This window comes from Trichococcus palustris (genome assembly GCF_900114465.1).
GTDB classification, from domain to species: Bacteria; Bacillota; Bacilli; order Lactobacillales; family Aerococcaceae; genus Trichococcus; species Trichococcus palustris.
This window is the reverse complement of the sequence record NZ_FOTD01000003.1, coordinates 49772-70169: the sequence shown is the minus strand read 5'-3', so window position 1 is coordinate 70169 and position 20398 is coordinate 49772. Positions and strand designations below refer to the sequence as shown.

General features: G+C 45.8%; 20 protein-coding genes. 1 reads left to right on the top strand and 19 read right to left on the bottom strand.

What is annotated here, in order from left to right; translation table 11 throughout:
* Window positions 1-6: 6 nt before the first annotated feature.
* Together BM101_RS02875 and BM101_RS02870 are read right to left on the bottom strand one after the other, a co-directional pair.
* Window positions 7-1677, bottom strand: coding sequence for a DAK2 domain-containing protein (locus tag BM101_RS02875; protein ID WP_087030503.1), 1671 nt, complete (start codon window positions 1675-1677; stop codon window positions 7-9).
* Window positions 1678-1720: 43 nt separating this feature from the next.
* Window positions 1721-2083: an Asp23/Gls24 family envelope stress response protein gene (locus tag BM101_RS02870; protein WP_087030500.1), complete on the bottom strand. Its 363-nt coding sequence runs from the start codon at window positions 2081-2083 to the stop codon at window positions 1721-1723.
* Window positions 2084-2443: 360 nt separating this feature from the next.
* On the opposite strand from BM101_RS02870, the gene rpmB reads away from it, so the two are divergent.
* Window positions 2444-2632 (top strand): 50S ribosomal protein L28, encoded by a 189-nt coding sequence (gene rpmB, locus BM101_RS02865; RefSeq protein ID WP_087030496.1) that lies wholly within the window; start codon window positions 2444-2446, stop codon window positions 2630-2632.
* A 55-nt stretch (window positions 2633-2687) separates the two neighbouring features.
* On the opposite strand, the gene BM101_RS02860 is transcribed toward rpmB, so the two are convergent.
* The 17 genes from BM101_RS02860 to BM101_RS02780 all read right to left on the bottom strand — a co-directional run bounded on the left by BM101_RS02860 (window position 2688) and on the right by BM101_RS02780 (window position 20398).
* Window positions 2688-3350 (bottom strand): thiamine diphosphokinase, encoded by a 663-nt coding sequence (locus BM101_RS02860; RefSeq protein ID WP_177194340.1) that lies wholly within the window; start codon window positions 3348-3350, stop codon window positions 2688-2690.
* Window positions 3343-3999, bottom strand: coding sequence for a ribulose-phosphate 3-epimerase (gene rpe, locus BM101_RS02855; protein ID WP_087030490.1), 657 nt, complete (start codon window positions 3997-3999; stop codon window positions 3343-3345). The genes BM101_RS02860 and rpe overlap by 8 nt, the downstream gene beginning before the upstream one ends.
* 19 nt (window positions 4000-4018) lie before the next feature.
* The gene (rsgA, locus tag BM101_RS02850; protein WP_087030487.1) at window positions 4019-4918 is read right to left on the bottom strand and encodes a ribosome small subunit-dependent GTPase A; all 900 of its coding nucleotides are present in this window, start codon (window positions 4916-4918) and stop codon (window positions 4019-4021) included.
* A 478-nt stretch (window positions 4919-5396) separates the two neighbouring features.
* Complete coding sequence (pknB, locus tag BM101_RS02845) at window positions 5397-7451, bottom strand: Stk1 family PASTA domain-containing Ser/Thr kinase (RefSeq protein WP_087030485.1); 2055 nt, start codon at window positions 7449-7451, stop codon at window positions 5397-5399.
* Entirely contained in the window at window positions 7442-8197 is a 756-nt protein-coding gene (locus BM101_RS02840) for a Stp1/IreP family PP2C-type Ser/Thr phosphatase (RefSeq protein WP_087030482.1), read from the bottom strand. Before BM101_RS02840 ends, pknB begins: the two co-directional genes overlap by 10 nt.
* A 23-nt stretch (window positions 8198-8220) precedes the next feature.
* Window positions 8221-9594: a 16S rRNA (cytosine(967)-C(5))-methyltransferase RsmB gene (rsmB, locus tag BM101_RS02835; RefSeq protein ID WP_322787171.1), complete on the bottom strand. Its 1374-nt coding sequence runs from the start codon at window positions 9592-9594 to the stop codon at window positions 8221-8223.
* Window positions 9581-10531 (bottom strand): methionyl-tRNA formyltransferase, encoded by a 951-nt coding sequence (fmt, locus tag BM101_RS02830; RefSeq protein WP_087030479.1) that lies wholly within the window; start codon window positions 10529-10531, stop codon window positions 9581-9583. Before fmt ends, rsmB begins: the two co-directional genes overlap by 14 nt.
* 11 nt (window positions 10532-10542) lie before the next feature.
* Window positions 10543-12951 carry a primosomal protein N' gene (gene priA, locus BM101_RS02825; protein WP_087030476.1) on the bottom strand — a complete coding sequence of 803 codons (2409 nt, stop codon included), beginning with the start codon at window positions 12949-12951 and terminating at the stop codon, window positions 10543-10545.
* A gap of 152 nt (window positions 12952-13103) precedes the next feature.
* Window positions 13104-13319, bottom strand: a complete 216-nt coding sequence (rpoZ, locus tag BM101_RS02820) for a DNA-directed RNA polymerase subunit omega (protein ID WP_087030474.1) — start codon at window positions 13317-13319, stop codon at window positions 13104-13106.
* 6 nt (window positions 13320-13325) lie between these two features.
* The gene (gene gmk / locus BM101_RS02815) at window positions 13326-13937 is read right to left on the bottom strand and encodes a guanylate kinase (protein ID WP_087030471.1); all 612 of its coding nucleotides are present in this window, start codon (window positions 13935-13937) and stop codon (window positions 13326-13328) included.
* 209 nt (window positions 13938-14146) lie between these two features.
* Window positions 14147-14785 carry a V-type ATP synthase subunit D gene (locus tag BM101_RS02810; RefSeq protein ID WP_087030468.1) on the bottom strand — a complete coding sequence of 213 codons (639 nt, stop codon included), beginning with the start codon at window positions 14783-14785 and terminating at the stop codon, window positions 14147-14149.
* Between the two features lie 6 nt (window positions 14786-14791).
* Window positions 14792-16168 (bottom strand): V-type ATP synthase subunit B, encoded by a 1377-nt coding sequence (locus tag BM101_RS02805; RefSeq protein WP_087030465.1) that lies wholly within the window; start codon window positions 16166-16168, stop codon window positions 14792-14794.
* The gene (locus BM101_RS02800; RefSeq protein ID WP_087030462.1) at window positions 16161-17945 is read right to left on the bottom strand and encodes a V-type ATP synthase subunit A; all 1785 of its coding nucleotides are present in this window, start codon (window positions 17943-17945) and stop codon (window positions 16161-16163) included. The genes BM101_RS02805 and BM101_RS02800 overlap by 8 nt, the downstream gene beginning before the upstream one ends.
* Window positions 17946-17960: 15 nt before the next feature.
* Window positions 17961-18272, bottom strand: coding sequence for a V-type ATP synthase subunit F (locus BM101_RS02795; RefSeq protein WP_087030459.1), 312 nt, complete (start codon window positions 18270-18272; stop codon window positions 17961-17963).
* Window positions 18262-19269 (bottom strand): V-type ATPase subunit, encoded by a 1008-nt coding sequence (locus BM101_RS02790; RefSeq protein WP_087030456.1) that lies wholly within the window; start codon window positions 19267-19269, stop codon window positions 18262-18264. The genes BM101_RS02795 and BM101_RS02790 overlap by 11 nt, the downstream gene beginning before the upstream one ends.
* A 15-nt stretch (window positions 19270-19284) precedes the next feature.
* Window positions 19285-19875: a hypothetical protein gene (locus tag BM101_RS02785; RefSeq protein ID WP_087030451.1), complete on the bottom strand. Its 591-nt coding sequence runs from the start codon at window positions 19873-19875 to the stop codon at window positions 19285-19287.
* Window positions 19876-19921: 46 nt separating this feature from the next.
* Entirely contained in the window at window positions 19922-20398 is a 477-nt protein-coding gene (locus BM101_RS02780) for a V-type ATP synthase subunit K (protein WP_409373491.1), read from the bottom strand.

Here is a 20398-nt window from a genome sequence, read left to right as displayed (position 1 = left end):
AATTTTTTATTCTACAGAAAGAAGATAGCTGTATACCGGTTGATTGCCCTCTTGAATCTCCACTTCCAGGAAGTCGAATTCGGATTCGATTGCGTTCGCAATAGCTTGGCTTTCTTTTTCGTCCGCATCTTCACCGTAGATGATGGTAACAATTTCACTGTCAGCCGTAATCATCTTACGCAAGGTTTCGATTGTTGCCGCTGGACGATTTTTGTGGGAGGTGATGATTTTCCCATCTACGATGCCCATGAAATCGTCTTTCGCTATGCTCAAGCCATCGATGACGGTATCCCTTACCGCATTTGTGATTTGTCCGCTGACAACATGATCAAGTTCCGCCGTCATATTCGTTTTATTCGTTTCGAGCTCATCCGACTCATTGAAGGCTAGCATCGCTGTCAGCCCCTGTGATATCGTGCGGGATGGAACGACGACGACGTTCGCTTCGGAAACTTCCGCGGCCTGCTCTGCCGCCATAAAGATGTTTTTGTTGTTGGGAAGGATGATCGTTTTTTCAGCATTTGCGCTGTCGATCGCCTTCAAAATATCTTCCGTGCTCGGATTCATCGTTTGTCCGCCGTTGATGATGGATGAAACACCCATGCTCTTGAATAATTTATGAACGCCTTCTCCGGCTGCAATAGCAATCACAGCATAAGGTACCTTTTCAAGCTTCTTGGCAGGCGCATCTCCTTTTTCAAGCACAGCATCATGTTGCAGACGCATGTTGTCCACTTTGATCTTCATCAATGAACCGAACTTCTGTCCGTAATTCATGACTTCGCCAGGGTGTTCCGTATGCACATGCACTTTGACGATTTCGTCGTCGGCAACGACCAACAGCGAATCCCCTAATTCATTTAAATGATTGCGAAAAATCTCATAGTCAAATTCGTCGGTTACGGTTTCCCCTTCGCCCAATTTGACCATGATTTCCGTACAATAGCCATATTTTATATCCGCGGTAGCGATGGAATGCGAAACATTGTGGAAATTTTCCTGATGAGCGATTTCAGTGACATCCGCTTTCGAAATGGACCTATCCGCCATCGGAACTTTCTCACCGGTCAACGATTCTAAAAAGCCTTCATAGATATAGACCAACCCTTGGCCGCCACTATCCACGACGCCGACTTCTTTCAATACCGGCAACAAATCTGGCGTTTTCTCCAAAGCGGTTTGGGAATACTTAACGATTGCAGCCATCAATTCGATGATATCATCGGTTTGTTCCGCTTTTTTCACGCCGGCTTTTGCCGATTCGCGGGCTACCGTCAAAATGGTCCCCTCAACAGGCTTCATAACAGCTTTATAGGCCGTTTCAACGCCATGGGAAAAAGCATCTGCAAATTCTTTTGTGTTTACTGTCGCCTTCCCTTCCATCGCTTTTGAAAAACCACGGAATAATTGGGATAGGATAACGCCTGAATTCCCTCTTGCACCCATCAATAACCCTTTTGCCAAATCCGATCCCAACTGATCGATTCTATCCGAGTTGGATAGGCGCACTCTTTCGGCGCCCGATGTAAAAGATAAGTTCATATTTGTCCCGGTGTCTCCGTCAGGTACAGGAAACACATTCAGGGAATTTACATATTCGGCATTCTCGCTGAGATGGTCTGCGCCGACCGCAACCATCGCTTTGAAGTCTTCAGCTGTTAATTCAGTTTTGTTCACCTTATAATCCTCCTTCACCATAAAACATGGTGATTTGTTCTCTTTAATCGTTCAATACTCTGACACCTTGGACAAACACGTTTACTGTATTTGCGGAAAATCCCAGCATCATCTCAAGATTATATTTCACTTGCGTTTGCACATTTCGGCAAATTTCAGATATTTTTGTTCCATAGAGTACAAGGATATAAACATCCACAGCTACCCCGTTATCTTCTTGGCGAATAACAACACCCCGTGAATAATTTTCTTTTTTTAATATTTCACTGATATTATCTTTAATTTGATTTTTGCTGGCCATGCCGACAACACCATAGTTGTCAGTCGCTGCTCCGCCTACTACCGTAGCGATCACATCGTTTGATAGATTAACCATTCCATATTGTGTTTGGATTTTTACTGCCATTTGTAATAGCCTCCTTAAATGTATGCACACAATCGTTAATTATAAATAATGATAGCATATTTTCCATAAAAGAAATAACATTTTACGATAATTTCCTCTTTTTTCGTGCTATCTCCTTAAAAAAACGGTTTTGCCGACGCCACTCTTCTTTTTCCAGAATTCCCCGATGATTCCAGCAGCCAAAAGCTTTTGATGACAAACCCGTTATTCCTATCTTGCGTATCATCCCTTCAAAAAAATTTAGGCTGTCAAGTATTTTTCCTTTAAAACAGTTGCATTCACTTTTAAATTATGATAAATTAGTCAAGTGTATGAATTGGAAAGAAGCTTTGCTTCTGTAACAGCAAAGGAGGAAAGAAAATGTCAAAAGAATGTTTCGTAACAGGACGTAAAAGCCGTTCAGGTAATAACCGTTCTCACGCTATGAACTACACTAAACGTACTTTCAAACCAAACTTACAAAAAGTTCGTATCTTAGTCGATGGAAAACCTGTTAAAGTATGGGTTTCAGCTCGCGCTTTGAAATCTGGTAAAGTTGAAAGAGTATAAAAAAATATAGATGAGCAAAAATCCCTTCATGAGATTGCTGCTCATCTTTTTTTGTCTATTTCTTTTTATCCTTGCTCTGGATGACCGCCAACAATCCTTTTTCGAACGAGAATGTCATCTTGTCCTGCTTAAATTCATTGCTGACCAGGGCAACCGGATGATCGTAATCTCTCGCGTCCAAGGGATAGGCCACATCGCAAAGAATCAGTTTCTTCACAGGCGTCATGCTGACGAAAGAAAGATATTTTTTATCCGCATCTTTTGTCAGTTGATGGTTTCCCGGCTGAAAGAAACGCAGCGTATTTTGTTCATCCTGTACGACGATCTTTGCTACGCTGTCCTTAAAGCGGGGATGGTAGCATAACCATAAATTACTCATCAGATGGTCCAATCGCCCGCCCAACGCCCCCAGCAGGATGATTTCCTCGGGCTGATAGGCCGTGATGGCATAAGCAAGGGCCGCCTCTGTGTCCGTCTCATCCTTTTGGGCCGGCAGCACCATGAAACGGGCGCTTTTCTCTTTGACCCGCTCCAATTCGGCGGCCGATACGGAGTCGAAATCACCGATTGCGGCATCAAATTGCGGAAGGACCTCCGCCAACGTCAAAGCCCCCCGATCAGCACCGATAAACCGGTATCCTTCCGTGTATGTTCCCAGCAACCCAGCGACACCGGTTTGATCCCCGCCCACTACGATCACCACTTTTTGACTAGGCATTTCTGCAGGCATCCTTTAGACGATTGATAGCAGCTTCCGGATTTTCATCATCATAGATATAAGAACCGGCAACAAAGACATCCGCTCCCGCTTGACGGCAAGCAACGATGGTATCATGCGTTATGCCGCCATCGACTTCTATTTCATAATGATAGCCTTTCTGTGTCCGCAGTTCAGCCAATTCCCTTATTTTTTCGACAGTGCTTGCGATGAAGCTCTGACCGCCGAATCCAGGATTTACCGTCATGACCAGGACCATATCGACATCCTGCAGGACAGGTTTGATTGCATCGACGCTTGTTCCCGGATTGATGACGACGCCGGCTGCGATATTCTCATTTTTGATCATTTGGATGGCTCCATGGATATGATTCGTCGCTTCGACATGGATCGTGATGATATCGGCACCCGCTTTGGCGAAGGCCGGGATGAACTTTTCAGGCGACTGTACCATCAGATGGCAATCCAAAGGCAATTTCGTATACGGACGGATGGCTTTCACGACATTTGGCCCCAAAGTCAGGTTTTCGACAAAATTGCCATCCATCGCATCGATATGGATATAATCGGCACCCGCTTCTTCAACCAATCTTACATCTCTTTCTAAATTCGCAAAATCTGCACTTAGTATGGAAGGAGCTATTTTCATATTCACACACACCTTATTCTTATTTTTTCTTTTTCACGTACATCGGTTTACGGGTATTGATTTCTTCATAGAACTGCAAATAATGGTCATAACGATATTTCGCTATTTCACCCGTCTCTACAGCCGCTTTGATTCTGCAATTCGGTTCATTGATGTGCATGCAGCCACTAAAGCGGCATTCGTCCCTGAGCGCGACAAAATCCGGGAACAGCGAAGGCAAATCCGCTTCTTCGATGTCGACCAGATCGATGGTGCTGAATCCCGGCGTATCGGCTATCAAAGCGTCCCCGATGGGATGCAACTCGACATGGCGGGTAGTATGGCGTCCCCTGCCCAAAGCCGTTGAAATTTCCCCTGTTTCCAGTTCCAATTCCGGCATCAACTGATTCAGCAACGTCGATTTCCCTGCACCGGATTGCCCCATAAACACGGCCGCACCTTTCCCGATGACCTGGATGAGTGTGTTCAATGACGTTTCACTCGCCGGATAATCCGACAGGATCATCTTATAGCCGATGGATTCATAGTAGATTTTGAACGCCTTCATTTCCGCAGTCGTTTTTTCATCCAACAAATCCATTTTCGTAACATAGATGATGGGCTTGATCCGTTTGTCCTCCAGATAGACAAGAAAACGATCCACTAAATAGGATGAAAAATCCGGTTCAACGGCCGACATCACGATGATGCCATAATCGATGTTGGCTACAGTAGGACGGATCAGCTCGTTTTTTCTTGGGTAAATATCGATGAGGATGCCTTCCGTTTTGTTATCGCTCTCAAAATCGACATAATCGCCCACCAGCGGCGACATGTTCTTCACACGGAAATTCCCTCTCCCGCGCGTCTGAAAGGTTTGACCATCAACATAAACATAATAAAATCCGCTTATGGCTTTTCTGATTTGACCTTTTCGCAAATCAACAACCCCTTCTATTTTTTCTTTTCATCTAATCTTTTTTTGAGCATTGTCTTATCCACTATTTTACACTATCTAACCGAAAAAATGAAGGAGAGTCAAAATTCCGATCCAAACGCGATTAAAGCCACAGGTGTCCTCGGCGCAATCATAAAAATAGAGTGTGTGTGACAGAAAGCGTTTAGACCCGAATCACTGGAGCCAATAAGCTCAGATGGTCGCAGACCGCCTGAGCATTATGCGTGAAGTGACTTCAGGTCTGCTTTTTGGAACACGTTTAAACAGAGTGTGATGAATTGTGTTTAGACACCCGGACGTTGGAGAAACTGGTTTTTCGTTCACCTCTTTTGTGGACGAAAGCCCGTTTCGAAACGGGAGTGGTGTCTGCAATTCAGAACACGTTTACGATTAATTGTTAGGAAATGCGAAAGGGGCTCGGACTTTTGTCCCAGCCCCTCCCTTATTCTATTCCTTAAGATTATTTCGTGAGGCCCGCTTCTTCGAGAATGATTTCTCCATCTCTTTCGACTCTGTAGGATGCCGTCTTCCCTTCTAAAATGCGGAAATTGAGCGTGACAACCTCATCGCTGGAAATGTTGAATTCCCGGAAAATATCAGTCAGCGGATGATCTTCATCTTGGATGTAGATGACGATGTGATTTGTCCGTACCGTTGCAGATGATTGCGCGTCGCTGCTTGAACCGTTGCTTGAACTGGCGCTTGAACTGGCGCTTGAACTGCTTTCAACAACCGACGAATTGGCTTTGTACGGGATGGTCAAGGACTTCGCGAAAGTGATGACCGCCGGTTCTTTGGGTCCTTTTGATAGGACGATACTCAGCTTCGCACCATAAACAAAGCTTGAACCACTTGCAATGCTTTGGCTCATAACCAACCCGGATGCAACATCAGCGGAAAAAGCTTCCGTCACAGAAAGGGCGAGCCCGTATTCGCTCGCGTAATCTTGAACGCTTTTTTGAGTGTACCCTGATAGGTCACGCATGAGATAGGATTGCGTCCCTTCGCTTACAACAAACGAAATGGTCGTTTCGCTAGGTTTAACTTCGGTACCGGCTTCGATGCTTTGACTGATGATGGAGCCTTCCGGAACATCGGAACTGAACGCCTGTGTCCGCTCGACGATGAAGCCCCGGGAACGAAGCTCTCCCATTACGCTTTCGTAGGTTTCGCCTGCGTAGTCTTTGACCGTATACAACTCTTCACCGAGACTGATCACCAAATCGACCTTGGCATCTTTCACAACGGAGGAACCTTTTTTGGGATGCGTTTCAATGACCAAATTTTCAGCAACATCTTTGCTGTATTCTTCTGAGATGTCACCAAGCGCCAAGCCTGCGTCGGTCAATGCTTTCAACGCTGTCGCCTGATCCATGTTCGAAACATCCGGAACGCTGATTGTATCAGGTTCAGCGCTATAGAAAAACGAATAAACGATTCCAGCACCTGCCAGCAAAAGGAAAACAGTCAGGAACGGTAACCATTTTTTCCATTTCTTTTCCTTTTTCTTTTTACCGGTGTCCATTTCAACGGCCTGTTCGGATGCGGGATTTGCTTTTTCCGTCACCAAAGGATCCTTGGAAATGATTGTTTTCCCGCTGTCTTCCTTATCCCTGTTTCCAGTTGAAATAGGCGTAAGCACTTTGGTCGCTGATAGCATGGAGACCGGAGTGAAAATGTCCTCCGCCGCCCTTGCCGGATCCAAACACGAGTCAAGATCCGCCATCATTTCTTCGCAGGTCTGATAACGATCAGCAGGTTCTTTTGTCGTTGCTTTCAAAATGACGTTTTCCAAGCTTTGCGGGAATTCCGGATGCAAGGCTCGGATGGATGGCATCGGTTCTTGGAAGTGTTTCAACGCGATGCTGACTGCCGATTCCCCATCAAAGGGAACGGAGCCGCTCAACAATTCATACAACACAACACCCAGTGCATAGATATCTGATTTTGAAGTAGCCATGCTGCCTCTCGCCTGTTCCGGTGATAAATAATGGACCGATCCAAGCAACGTATTGGTTTGCGTGATGGATGTTTCTGATAAGGCTACTGCTATCCCGAAGTCGGTTATCTTAATCCTATCCTGATTATCGATCAGGATATTTTGCGGCTTGATGTCCCGATGGATGATCCGATTCTTGTGGGCTAACGCTACAGCAGACAATACTTGATGCATGATGTGAATAGCCTTGTCGGGTGCGACTTGGCCTTGCCGTTCAATATACTTTTTCAGGTCCGTCCCATCGATGAACTCCATGACGATGTATTGGAGTCCATCCTCTTCATCCACATCATAGACGCCGACGATGTTCGGATGGATCAGCTGAGTGGCGGAAAGGGCTTCTCTTTGAAAGCGGCGGAGTGCATCTTTGTTCTCCCGGAAATCAAAACGCAGAACTTTAATGGCAACCGGACGATCCAATATCAAGTCCTGGCCAAGATAAACATTCGCCATCCCACCGCTGCCGATGTGCCGAATAATTTTATAACGTCCGCCTAATTTCTTTCCTATTTCCACAGCTTATCTTCCTCTCTAAGTGTCAAATCGGCCAGGAGCACAGTAATGTTATCGGATCCGCCAGCCTCATTGGCTTTATCCACCAGTGAAGCGGCTTTTTCTTCCAACGGCATCCATTCTTTCAATAATTGGGAAATTTCATCGTCGGTCAGCATGTTGGTCAACCCATCCGAACACATCAAAAGGACATCCCCTTTTAAAATGGGCATAGCCATAATATCGATATCCACTTTTTTGGTAACCCCGACAGATCGGGTCAGAATGTTTTTTCTGGGATGATGTTGTGCTTCCTCAACCGTGATTTCACCTGATTTGATGAATTCATTCACCAAGGAATGGTCTTCTGTTATTTGGCGGAGCCTATAATTCCTGTATACATACGCACGGCTGTCCCCGATATTCGCAATCACCAGTTCTTTTCCGACAACTGCCGCTGCCACTAGAGTGGTGCCCATGCCATCAAGATCACTGAAATCCAATGATTTTTGAAAAATCAAATCATTGACCCGTTGAATGCTTGAAATGAACCATCGCGAGAGTTCCTCGCTGTTCCGGAAAGACGTATTTTTCCAGGAAGCCCCTAAATGGGAAACCCCCATTTCACTTGCGACATCCCCAGCTTTGTGCCCCCCCATGCCGTCACAGACAATCATGAGAGTCTGTTTCGCATCATTCATAAAGCAATTCACATAGTCTTGATTGATCGATCTATTTTTGCCAATATCACTTTTGAAGGCTATCTGCATTCTTTCCCCTCAATTCTCTTTTTTCATTTCTCTTTTTTCATACAGCCGATGAAGAACCCATCGGTACCATAATCATGAGGGAAAATTTGTACAAATCCTTCGGGAGTGAGCGACTTTTTATCCAAGATAGCAGAGTCAATCGGAAGGATTGTAAAATCATCATGATTTTCAATAAATGTATGAACCGTCATTTGATTCTCTTCAGTTGTAAGTGTACAGGTACTATATACAAGTCGTCCACCTTTTTTTAATAACGGAGCGACGGAATTTAAAATTTCAGTTTGTTCCTTATGCAAATCCAGGAAATCCTGGGCGCATTTTACATATTTGATTTCCGGTTTCCTGCGCATCAAACCCAAGCCGGAACAAGGAGCATCGACATAGATCACATCAAAGGACTCCGGCGCGAATGCTTTTCCGGCTTCTTTCGCATCCAGCACCTTCGTTTCGATGCGGTCGGCGACATGCAGCCGGTTCGCATTTTGCTCGATCAAAGCGATTTTGTGTTCATAAACATCCAATGCGATGACTTTCCCATGCGCTTCAGCTGATAGATACGCTGCCATATGGGTCGTTTTCCCTCCCGGAGCGGCGCAGCTGTCCAGAACAACGCTGTCCTTCGACAATGCTCCAACGGGCGCAACCAATTGGCTGGATTCATCTTGGATCGTAATGTCTCCGTTTTTGAATAAATCGGAGTCTGCGATTTTCCCCCCGTGGATCCTGATGCCTACCGGCGAGAGCGGGCTTGGTTCCACATCATAGCCTTCCGCCTTTAAGGTCGCCAGCACTTCCTCCCTCGTCATATCCGGCGACTGCACCCGGATGGAGACAAAGGGGTCTTCCAATAGCGAGAATGCGAGTTTTTCCGTTTCTTCGAACCCGATCTTTTCGATGAAATAAGTGACCATCCATTTCGGCATGCTGGCACCGACACTGATGCGTTTTTTGGCGTTCGCGATTTCCTTCCAATCCCGCAACCCGCTTCTTTGCACATTGCGGAGGACACCGTTGACATATTGCGAAATGCCCACATGTCCTTTTGATTTCGCTATTTCCACGGCATCGAACAGAATCGCATGGTCAGGGATTTTGGACAAGTAGGCCATCTGATAGGCCGATACGCGCAAAAGATTATTCACCCAAGAATCTATTTTTTTGGGATCCTTGACGAAAGTAGACAGGCCATAATCCAGTGTCATCTTCCTTTGGATGACGCCATACACGATTTCGGTCAAAAGACCGGCATCTTTAGGCGAAAGCTGCTCGGATTGGATGACCTTATTCAACAGGATGTTCGAATAAGCACCTTCCTTTTCGACGCTCTCCAAAATAGTGACTGCCAGATATCGGACCGAGTGCCGGATCGCTTTATTCTTTTTGTTATTCATTGGCATCAAACCTTGTTCCTTCCGCTATTTCCGTCGCGCTCCCGCGCAAATAATCGCTCGCAAGCATCCTTTTCTTGCCAGCAGGCTGTAATTCCTTTAATTTGAAGACGGTTCCTTCCCCACAGGATATATACAGGGCATCCTTGTCCTTTGCGACCACCGTTCCGGCTGCTGCTGACGTCTTGTCCGCAGTTCCTTCGCCATCCCATATCTTTATCCGTTGGCCGTCCAAAAGCGTGTGTGCGACCGGCCAAGGGCGCATGCCCCTCACTTGATCCGCGATTTGGCGAGCCGTCTTGTTCCAGTCGATCCGCTCCTCTTCCCGTGTGATGTTCGGCGAAAAGGTGGCGCGTTCTTCATCCTGTTCGACAGCTGTACATTTGCCCGCAAAGAAATCCGGCAAGATGTCGATCAATAGATCCCGTCCGAGCGCGCTCAACTTATCGAACATCGTGCCGACGTCATCCTGCTCGGTGATCGGGATGGCACGCTGCGCCAAAACTGCCCCGGCATCCATTTTTCTTTCCATATACATGATCGAGACGCCTGTCTTGGCTTCGCCGTTGATGATCGCATAATGGACAGGAGCGCCTCCGCGGTATTTCGGCAATAGCGAAGCATGGACATTGATGGAACGGTAACGGGGGGCGTTCAATAGCTTGACCGGCAAAAATTGCCCGTAAGCGGCCGTTACGATCAAATCCGGTTCCATCGCAATCAATTGCGCCATTTCTTCGGAACCTGCAATTTTTTCCGGTTGGTAGACCGGCAAGCCGTGCTTCAATGCAGCCTCTTTTACCGGTGACGGCGTCAATACCTTTTTTCTGCCGACCGGTCTGTCCGGTTGCGTGACCACTGCCATCACATCGTAGTGATTGGCGATCAGAGCCTCCAATATAGGCACTGAAAATGCGGGTGTCCCCATAAAGATTATTTTTTTCATTTTGTTTCCTCCTAGAAAAAATTCACCGGCTCGGAATCGATGGAGATGTAGAGCCCCCGTGCATTTTCTTTTTGTGAATCATCCAATATTTTCTTTAATGTCGGATGCAAGTTCGGTTCGTGTTTATATTTCACTAAAATTTGGAAATAATAGCGGTTATTCATCTTGGCGATGGAGCCTTTTGACGGCCCCAAAATGATTGTTCCGGACGATAACTGTTTCTTGAGGATCGCATGGATTTCATGTATTTTCCTTTGCGCTTTCTGCTCATCCGGATTATTGACGGATATAAGCGCAGCAAAGTAATAAGGCGGATAACCCGCTTTATGCCGCAAAGACATCTCAGTCCGGTAAAAGCCGTCATAGTTGTGTTGCTGCGCAAAAAGAATGGCATAATGCTCCGGATTGTAGGATTGCACAATGACTTCCCCCGGCAAATCCGCACGTCCCGCCCTGCCGCTGACCTGCGTCAAGAGCTGGAAGGTCCTTTCGGAGGCCCGGAAATCCGGCAACCCCAAGGATGTATCCGCGTTGATGACGCCCACAAGGGTAATATTAGGGAAGTCGAGCCCTTTCGCGATCATTTGCGTCCCCAGCAGGATGTCCGCCTCCCCTCTGCCAAAAGCGGAGAGGATCGCCTCGTGTCCGCCTTTTTTGCGGGTCGTATCGACATCCATCCGCAAGATGCGCGCATCCGGGAACAGCCCTTGCAGCTCTTCCTCGATCTTCTGCGTACCCGTCCCATAATAGCGGAAATTATGCCCCTGGCACTTGGGGCAAGTATGCGGAATCGCTTCTTCATGCCCGCAGTAATGGCATTTCATCGTCTTGCTGTCCATATGCAGCGTCAGACTGATGTCACAGTTCGGGCATTCCAGCACAAAACCACAGTCTCTGCACATGATGAAAGAGGAATACCCTCGCCGGTTCAGCATCAGGACAATTTGTTGCCGTTTCGTCAGCCGATCGGCGATTTTTTCCTGCAAGACCATCGAGAAGCTGCTGCGGTTGTTGGCCTTGAATTCCTCACGCATATCGACAACTTCCACTTCCGGCAATGCCCGCTGGTTGAAACGCCCTTTCAGTTCCACCAGGGTATATACTTTTTTTTGTGCCCTGGCCCGCGATTCCAGGGAGGGAGTGGCGCTCCCCAATACGACCGGGCAATGGTGATATTCCCCGCGCCAGATCGCTACATTGCGCGCATGATATTTCGGGTTCTCATCCTGTTTGTACGTCGATTCATGTTCTTCGTCCATGATGATGATGCCCAGATTTTTTACCGGCGAAAAAATGGAAGACCTTGCGCCGACGACAACGTCCGCTTCTCCATTATATATTTTACGCCATTCGTCGTATTTTTCACCTGCCGAAAGTGCACTGTGCATAACGGCGACGCGATCACCAAACCGGCCCTTGAAATGATGGACCATTTGAGGCGTCAGGGCAATCTCCGGGACAAGCATCAAAGCCGTCTTCCCCTTCTGCAAAACTTCAGCGATGAGTTGCAGATACACTTCCGTTTTGCCGCTCCCTGTCACCCCTTTCAGCAAGAAAACCTCGTGTTTTTCTTCTGAGAGGCTTTGATTCATCTTTTTGAAGGCCTCATCCTGTTCTGCCGACAACGGCAAGGCTTCCGTGCGTTTGAAATCTTTATCTTTATAGGGATCCCTGAAGATTTCCCGTTCAGAAAGCTTCAGCCATCCCTTTTCCACGCCGGTACGGATGGTTTGCGGACTGATGTCGAACATTTCCTTGTACTCTTTTTGCGTTAAGGCGGTACCGTTCAAAGAAAGGATGGCCTCCAATAAGACCTTTTGTTGTTTGGCTGATTTTTTCAACCCGTGGTATTCATCTTCCAAACGATCCATTGCCAGTTCAGAATGATAGACCGACACTGTCTTGGATTTTGCTTGGTTTTTCAAGATGAAATTCACTTCAATTTGGCCATTCTTTTTTAATTCGATCAACTTCGGAAGGATCCCTCTCGAAACAGCTTCATCCCAGCTCAGCGTATCTTTCCCATGAAAAAGGTCGAAAAAAATGTCCTCGCTCACTTCATCCACAATCTTTATTTCCTTATCATACTTGGCTTTCAACATGGTCGGAAGCATGGTCTGATAGCAATGGATGCGGTAGGAGAATATTTTTTCGGCCATATCTTCGCCGAGCGCTATCAATTCTTCGGTCAGCGCCGGTTCGATGTCCAGCGGCTGGATGATTTCTTTCAATTCGCCCTCGAAATCTGAATGATCTTGTATATCGGTTATGAAGCCTTGTATGACCCGAGTGTTAAAAGGAACCTCCACACGCATCCCTTTCCCTAATTTTTCATTCATCTCGGGAGGTATCGCATAATCAAAGGGACGATTTGTCTGCATGGCAGGTATATCAACAATCACTTTTGCTACTTGCATCAACAACAGCCCTCCCTTTCTGGTTCTACGCTATATTTTACTAAATTAAATGGGGAAAGTCTTGCAGTACTTTCCATTTACGGAAGACTCAAAAAAAAATAAAACTACTGATTTTGAAATTCAAAAACAGTAGTCTATCTGTGCTGGCTATTTTATTATCTTTCTGGAATGATTGAATCCGGATCGATTTCCAATTCTCCGGCAACGACTTCTTCCAAGGCACGTCCTACATTTTTGAATGATTGGTATTCATCCAATAAGGGTTGGGAATGCTCATGCAATTCATGTGCTCTTTTGCTGGAAAGAATGACCATTGAATATTTTGAATCTATTTGTTCTAATAGTTTATCAATCGAAGGATATAACATCATAATATTTTACTCCCTTTCGTCTACACAAATGGTATCCAGAATACGCGAAACCTTCAAATGTTCACTTTGAATGATGCCAAGCACCTTTTGAACTGCATTCTCCACTGTGTCGTTTTCAACCGCATAATCATAATACCGCATTAAACTGAGCTCTTCAATAGCCTTTTCCATTCTTTGCTTAATAATGGGGGACTCATCTGTGCCGCGGTTCACGATACGTGATTCCAATTCCGTCATATCAGGAGGTGTCAAGAAAATAAATATTCCTTCCGGCATCCGTTCCTTCACTTGCATCGCACCTTGGACTTCTATCTCCAAGAAAATGTCTTTTCCGGAATCCAATGTCTTTCTGACATAATCGATTGGAGTGCCATAGTAGTTGCCAACATACTCGGTATATTCCAACAGTCCGTCTTCAGCAATCATTTCTTCAAATTCTTCTCTTCCTTTGAAAAAATAATCTACTCCATCCACTTCGCCCTCGCGGGGATTGCGGGTAGTCGCTGAAATTGAATACGTGAACTCTCGTTCACCACGGGAAAAAATTGCTTGTCTGACTGTGCCTTTTCCAACTCCCGAAGGTCCAGATAAGACAATCAACAATCCTTTTTCAGTCATTTAATGCCCACCATCCATTTATATTTTTACAGTAAAGTACATCCACATGCGCCGTTCTGTTTATTATTCCATAGTTTAACACAATTTCCTCAAGGATAAAACCCTTCAGGCTTTTTACGCAATATGTTTTCAATGGGGGATAATCCGCCAAAATCCTTAGAGAACCAAAGAAAGGCAGGGATTGTTGTCCCCGCCTTTCCTTTGGCACTTTATTTGGATCCACCCATATCTTTCACTTTCATCATCCGAACGATGCCGGAACGTTCATTTTCTTCCAACTTCATTTGGATATAACGAATCGTCTCTTCCAACTGAGGAATCATGTTGTATTCCAATGCGTTTACACGTCTTCTTGTCTTTTCGATTTCGTCGGCAAGTAGTTGGCATGTTTTTTCGATTTCAGTAAGCTTCAAAAGTTTCGGTAAAATCTCTTCAATGCTGCTAATAGAATCATCCAATTCACTATTTGAGTTAAGATAACCGTATTGCAAATCTGATGATTTTTCACCTTCAGCCACGATCGAGAAGTTCATTTGGGGCACGACTACGCTCATGATATTCTTTTCCTGAATATCCAATGCAACTGCAGTACTCGGCACCGCAAACAGTTCTTCGATGAAGGCTTCATTTAAAAGTGATTTTGCCACTACGAAAGATTGCATAGCTTGTGTCAGTTCTTTTTCTACTTCATCTCTCAGCACGTTGTTCTCACGAATTAAACTGATGAACTGACGCATCAACTCATCTTGCTTATCTTTCAATAGTTTATGGCCACGCGTCGATAGGACTAAACGTGACTTTAAATTGGATAGTTCCATCCGTGTCGGCTTAACATTTAATCTAGCCATGGACGATCACTCTCCCTTCGGCATAAACTCGTCGATCATGTCGTTCTTGATTCGCTTAAGTTCGGTTCTAGGCAGGATGGAAAGCAATTCCCAACCTAAGGTCAAAGTCTCCTCAATGCTGCGGTTCGTATAGAAGCCTTGATTGATGTATTCTTCTTCGAAACGCTTCGTAAATTTCACGTACAATTTGTCGGTTGGCGAAAGAGCCGATTCCCCTAAGATGACCGCCAGTTCTTTTGCCTGTTTCCCTTTTGCATAGGCTGCAAAGAGTTGGTTCATCGTCGGCGCATGGTCTTTTCTTGTTTTGCCTTCGCCTGTCCCTTTGTCTTTCAGACGGGACAAGGACGGCAACACATTGATCGGCGGTTTGATGCCCGAATTATTCAGTTCACGCGATAAAATGATTTGCCCTTCGGTGATGTAACCTGTTAAATCGGGAATCGGGTGGGTAATATCATCTTCAGGCATCGAAAGGATCGGAATCTGAGTTACCGATCCTTTTTTACCTTTCAGACGTCCCGCACGTTCGTACAGGGTAGACAAGTTTGTATACAAGTACCCGGGATAGCCGCGACGGCCAGGCACTTCCCGGCGGGCAGCGGAAATTTCACGTAACGCTTCACAATAGTTTGTCATATCCGTCATGATGACCAATACGTGCATGTCTTTTTCATAAGCAAGATATTCCGCAACCGTCAACGCCATCTTCGGTGTTGCGATACGTTCGATGGCAGGGTCGTTCGCCAAGTTGATGAACATGACGGAACGATCGATGGCGCCCGTTTTACGGAAATCTTCCATGAAGTATTCTTTTTCTTCGAAAGTGATGCCCATGGCCGCGAAAACGACCGCGAATTTTTCATCGCTGTTCAAAACTGTCGCTTGGCGGGCAATTTGCGCTGCCAATTCTTTATGCGGCAATCCGGAGCCGGAGAACACCGGCAGTTTTTGTCCCCTTACCAAGGTGTTCAAATGGTCGATCGCTGAAATGCCGGTTTGGATGAATTCATCCGGATAATCACGGGAAACAGGATTGATTGCTTGTCCGTTGACATCCAGATCCATTTCAGGAATGATTGCCGGACCATCATCGATCGGGTTGCCCATTCCGTCAAATACACGGCCGACCATATCTTCCGATACAGCGATGGAAAGAGGTTTTCCTCTGAAACGCACTTTCGTATCTTTGATGTTGATGCCGCTCGGGCCTTCAAAGATTTGGACCAAGGCTTTGTCTTTGCTGATTTCCAGGACTTGTCCGTGACGGATTTCGCCATTCTGCATCTGGATTTCCACGAGTTCATCGAATTTGACGCCTTCGATGCCCTCCACTGCCATAAGAGGTCCAACGACTTCACTTACTGTTTTATATTCCTTAAGCATTTTTCGTCATACCTCCTTCAGCAACGATTTCGTGCATTCTTTTCTTCATGTCATTTTTGATGTTTTCTATTTCGGCAAGGTTGCTTTCCGGAATGTATTTGCTTCTCGCGATGCGGTCTCTTAGTTCAACCGTGCCATCGATGATTTCTTGGTAATAGGCACCCAAACGCATCGCTTCGCGGGCTTCCGTCTCCAGACTCAGGATCAAGTCCAACATAGCCAGTTGTTTGTTGCGGGAAGTGTATGTATCCACATCGTCAAAGGCATTTTGCTGCAGATAATCTTCACGGATGGACTCTGCAATGGACATCGTCATGCGGTCTTTTTCGGATAATGATTCGACACCGACCAGACGGACGATTTCTTCCAATTCCGATTCTTCCTGCAGGAGATTCATCGCATGTTGCACCATTTCTGACCAATTCGTTTGCAGAAAATCATTCATGTATTCGCCGACTTCTGTGCTGTAAAGCGAATAAGAAGATAGCCAGTTCATGGAAGGAAAATGTCTTTTTTGCGCTAAAGTGGCATCCAACGCCCAGAATACCTTAACGACGCGCAACGTATTTTGGGTAACCGGCTCCGAGGTGTCTCCGCCTGGTGGGGATACCGCTCCAATTGCGGTGATGCTGCCTTCGCGGTCTTCCGAACCCAAAGCCAAGACACGGCCTGCACGTTCGTAATATTCCGCTACGCGGCTTCCTAAGTACGCAGGATACCCTTCATCGCCGGGCATTTCTTCCAGACGACCGGACATTTCACGCAATGCCTCAGCCCAACGGGAAGTCGAGTCGGCCATGATTGCAACGCTGTAGCCCATATCACGGAAATATTCCGCAATGGTGATTCCTGTATAGATGGATGCTTCACGTGCCGCTACGGGCATGTTTGAGGTGTTGGCGATCAGGATAGTCCGTTCCATGATTGATTCGCCGGTGCTTGGGTCAACAAGTTCCGGAAACTCGTTCAGAACATCCGTCATTTCGTTTCCGCGTTCACCGCAGCCAACATAGACGACGATATCCACATCGCTATATTTCGCGATTTGGTGTTGCACAACGGTTTTCCCTGCGCCGAAAGGACCCGGAACCGCAGCGGCTCCGCCTTTTGTGATCGGGAAGAAGGTATCGATGACGCGTTGACCGGTCGCCATCGGAGTATGTGGATTCATTTTCTTCTTGAAGGGACGGCCTTGGCGGACCGGCCATTTTTGCAGCAGCGTCAATTCTTTTGAGCCGTTCTCCGTTTCAATGACGTAAACCGTTTCGTCTAAAGTAAAGCTACCGTCTTGAATGGACGTAAGTTTGCCTGATACGCCAAAAGGAACCATGATGCGGTGTTCGATTACCTTTGTTTCTTTGACCGTCCCTACAATATCACCGGCTTGGACGTAATCGCCAACGTTTTTGGTTGCTTTGAAATCCCATTTGTTCGTTCTGTTAAGAGCGGGGATATTTGTTCCCCTTACTAAGTAATTACTTTGTGTTACTTCACGGAATGTATCCAATGGACGTTGAATGCCATCGAACATTTGCGAGATGATGCCAGGTCCTAATTCAACCGATAAAGCTTCACCGGTTGTAACGACCGGTTCACCCGGTCCAATGCCGGAAGTTTCTTCGTATACTTGAATGGATGCGACGTCTCTGCGCATCTCAATGATTTCACCAATCAATCCCAATTCCCCGACACGGCAAATATCCTGGATATTGGCTTCCTCCATACCTTCCGCCATAACTAAAGGACCGGAAACTTTTATTATCTTTCCATTTTTCAAACAAGTCCCCTCCTCTTATAAAATATTCTGTCCAACCGCTTTTTCTACATTTTGTTGGATACGATTTTTGCCTATATTCAACGAACCTTTGTGATTCGGAATGAGAATAATAGCCGGTTGAACTCTTGAATCATATCTTTTCACTGTATCCGGAATTTCTTTCGCCATCGCTTCGGTCAAATAAATGATGCCATAGTTCTGGGCGGCTAAGCGATCGACCGTCTCGCGGGCAGCCGCTGCATTGTGACAGGCAAAGACTTCAAATCCCAAAATTTTGAAAGGAAGGATGGAATCTTTGTCTCCTACTACTGCTATATTATGAGCCATATACGGGACGCATCCTCTCTCTTAAGATTTCTTCTGAAATCTGATTGTCTTTGCCGACCAAGATCAATCGGATATTCGTTACTTCTTTTTCTTTTGCAAATAAATACCCCAATAGCGGGAGCGGGCCGAACGGTTGGTACAATCCTGCCGCAACCTGCTCATAGGTCAAGGCATCCATCAATTTATCCAATTGAAGCGCATCGATTTCATTGCTGGAATCCGATATCAAATCGGCCAGACGGGAACTGTATGTCTTACCCATGAAATACTTGCGGATCACAGCTGCCGAACCATTTTTTGCCTCTTCGATCAAATCCTGTTTCGGAATGGTTCCGGAACTGGATAAGACTGTATAAAGGAAGCCCCTCGGTTTCTTTTGTTTCAGACTTCTGACGATCGTCGAAAGGTTATACAGATCAACCATTTCATCCGTAATTGTTGTTATGGTAGGATTATTGACTCTGGTGCTGATGGCTCGCAGGTGTTTGAAATAGTACGTATCCATAAAGACAGTCGCAGCTTCCAGCCTGTGTGCTTCCTCGAAATCACGAATGGATTCCTGGACGCCTTCAATCAATATCGGGTCCTCGTCGTCGCCTTCGCCCGTATCAACCAATTTCTTCAAGCTTTCAAGTGAATACTTTCCGATCGGAATCAGGAGGTGCTCCAGATTTTCACCAGAAAAACGTTGCTTCAACAAGACCTTCAAATTGTGGTACGTGTAGCGGAGCGAGAATATCTCAACGACCTCCACCTCAGGGGTAGCCATGAACAGCTCCTCGTACATTTCCGCCAAATTGCGCATTAAAAACTTTTCGAATGCTTTGTCTACCAATACTTCCTTGGCATCAAATTGATAACCCGTGCCTTTCAGGACATCCAAGGCCTCTTTCAAAGAAGGAGCCTTTAACATACGCTCGTAATCCGCTTCCGTCAGCAACTGAAGTTCATAAGTCCTTAGAAGGGTATTGACGCCTTTATAATCAATATCTTGCATATTCTCCCCCTCCTCTTACTCTGCCTCACGGAATGCTAAAGATGCCAATTTTGCAGCATACTCCATTTTCACTTCTGCGATTAACGCATCAAAGCAGTAATTGTAATCAACGCCGCCCTCTTCAATGATGAAGCCTGATTGATTCGGGATTGTTTCTTTTGATATCTGGATATCCGGGAATTTTTTGTTTAGCCTTTTCAGTTGTTCACCTTGGAAATGGCTGAGGGATTTGTCTCCTGGCACCACCGAATGCTCTTTGGAAGCATCCAGCTGAGATAGGACGTCATCCAAAAACTTATTGAATTGATCCATATCCCATTGCTTCATTTTTTCTGCTGCCTCTGAAAAAATGGCGTTCAAAATCACTTGTTTTTCGCTCAATACCGCATTGCGTTCCTTATTCTTCAAAGTTTGGCGTTCACGGTCAAAGTCATCTGCGCTTTTTTTCAAAATGGTTTGCTTGCGGTTCTTTTGTTGCTCAACCAATTTCAATCTGCTTTCTTCGATTTTTGCGACCGAATTTTTTTCAGCTTCTTCCAGTTTGATCTGCCCTTTTTCCTTTGTCTGCGTCAATATTTTTTCAGACAAATTTTGTAAATCTTCCACGTTCTCTCATCTCCTCACCTAATCGCTTATTTTAAACGCAAGATAATCAGCCTTTCAGAACGAGTAAGAAGGATGTAACGAAGCCTAGGATAGCGTACGTCTCAACCATGGCTGCGTATATGATCCCTTTTGTATTGTGTTCTTCTCTCTTAGCCAGGATTTGTAGCCCTGCTGTAGACGCGCGTCCTTGTGCGATTCCTGAAGTCAAACCTGTGATGGCGATCGGCAGACCGGCCATCAGGTAATACATACCTTGTGATAGAGGCATATCCGGTGACATATTCAAATAAATCAAAAAACCGATAACGAAGCCGTAAAGGCCTTGTGTACCTGGAAGTAATTGCAGAATCAACGTTTTACCAAATTTTTCGGGTTGCTCTTTGATAAGTGCTGCAGCAGCTTCCCCTACCATCCCGACTCCTTTTGCTGAACCTGTACCAGCCATTCCGACTGCTAAAGCGACCCCTAAAGCAGCGAAGATCATTCCTCCGTTATTTTCGATGAAATATTGTATCCAAGTCAT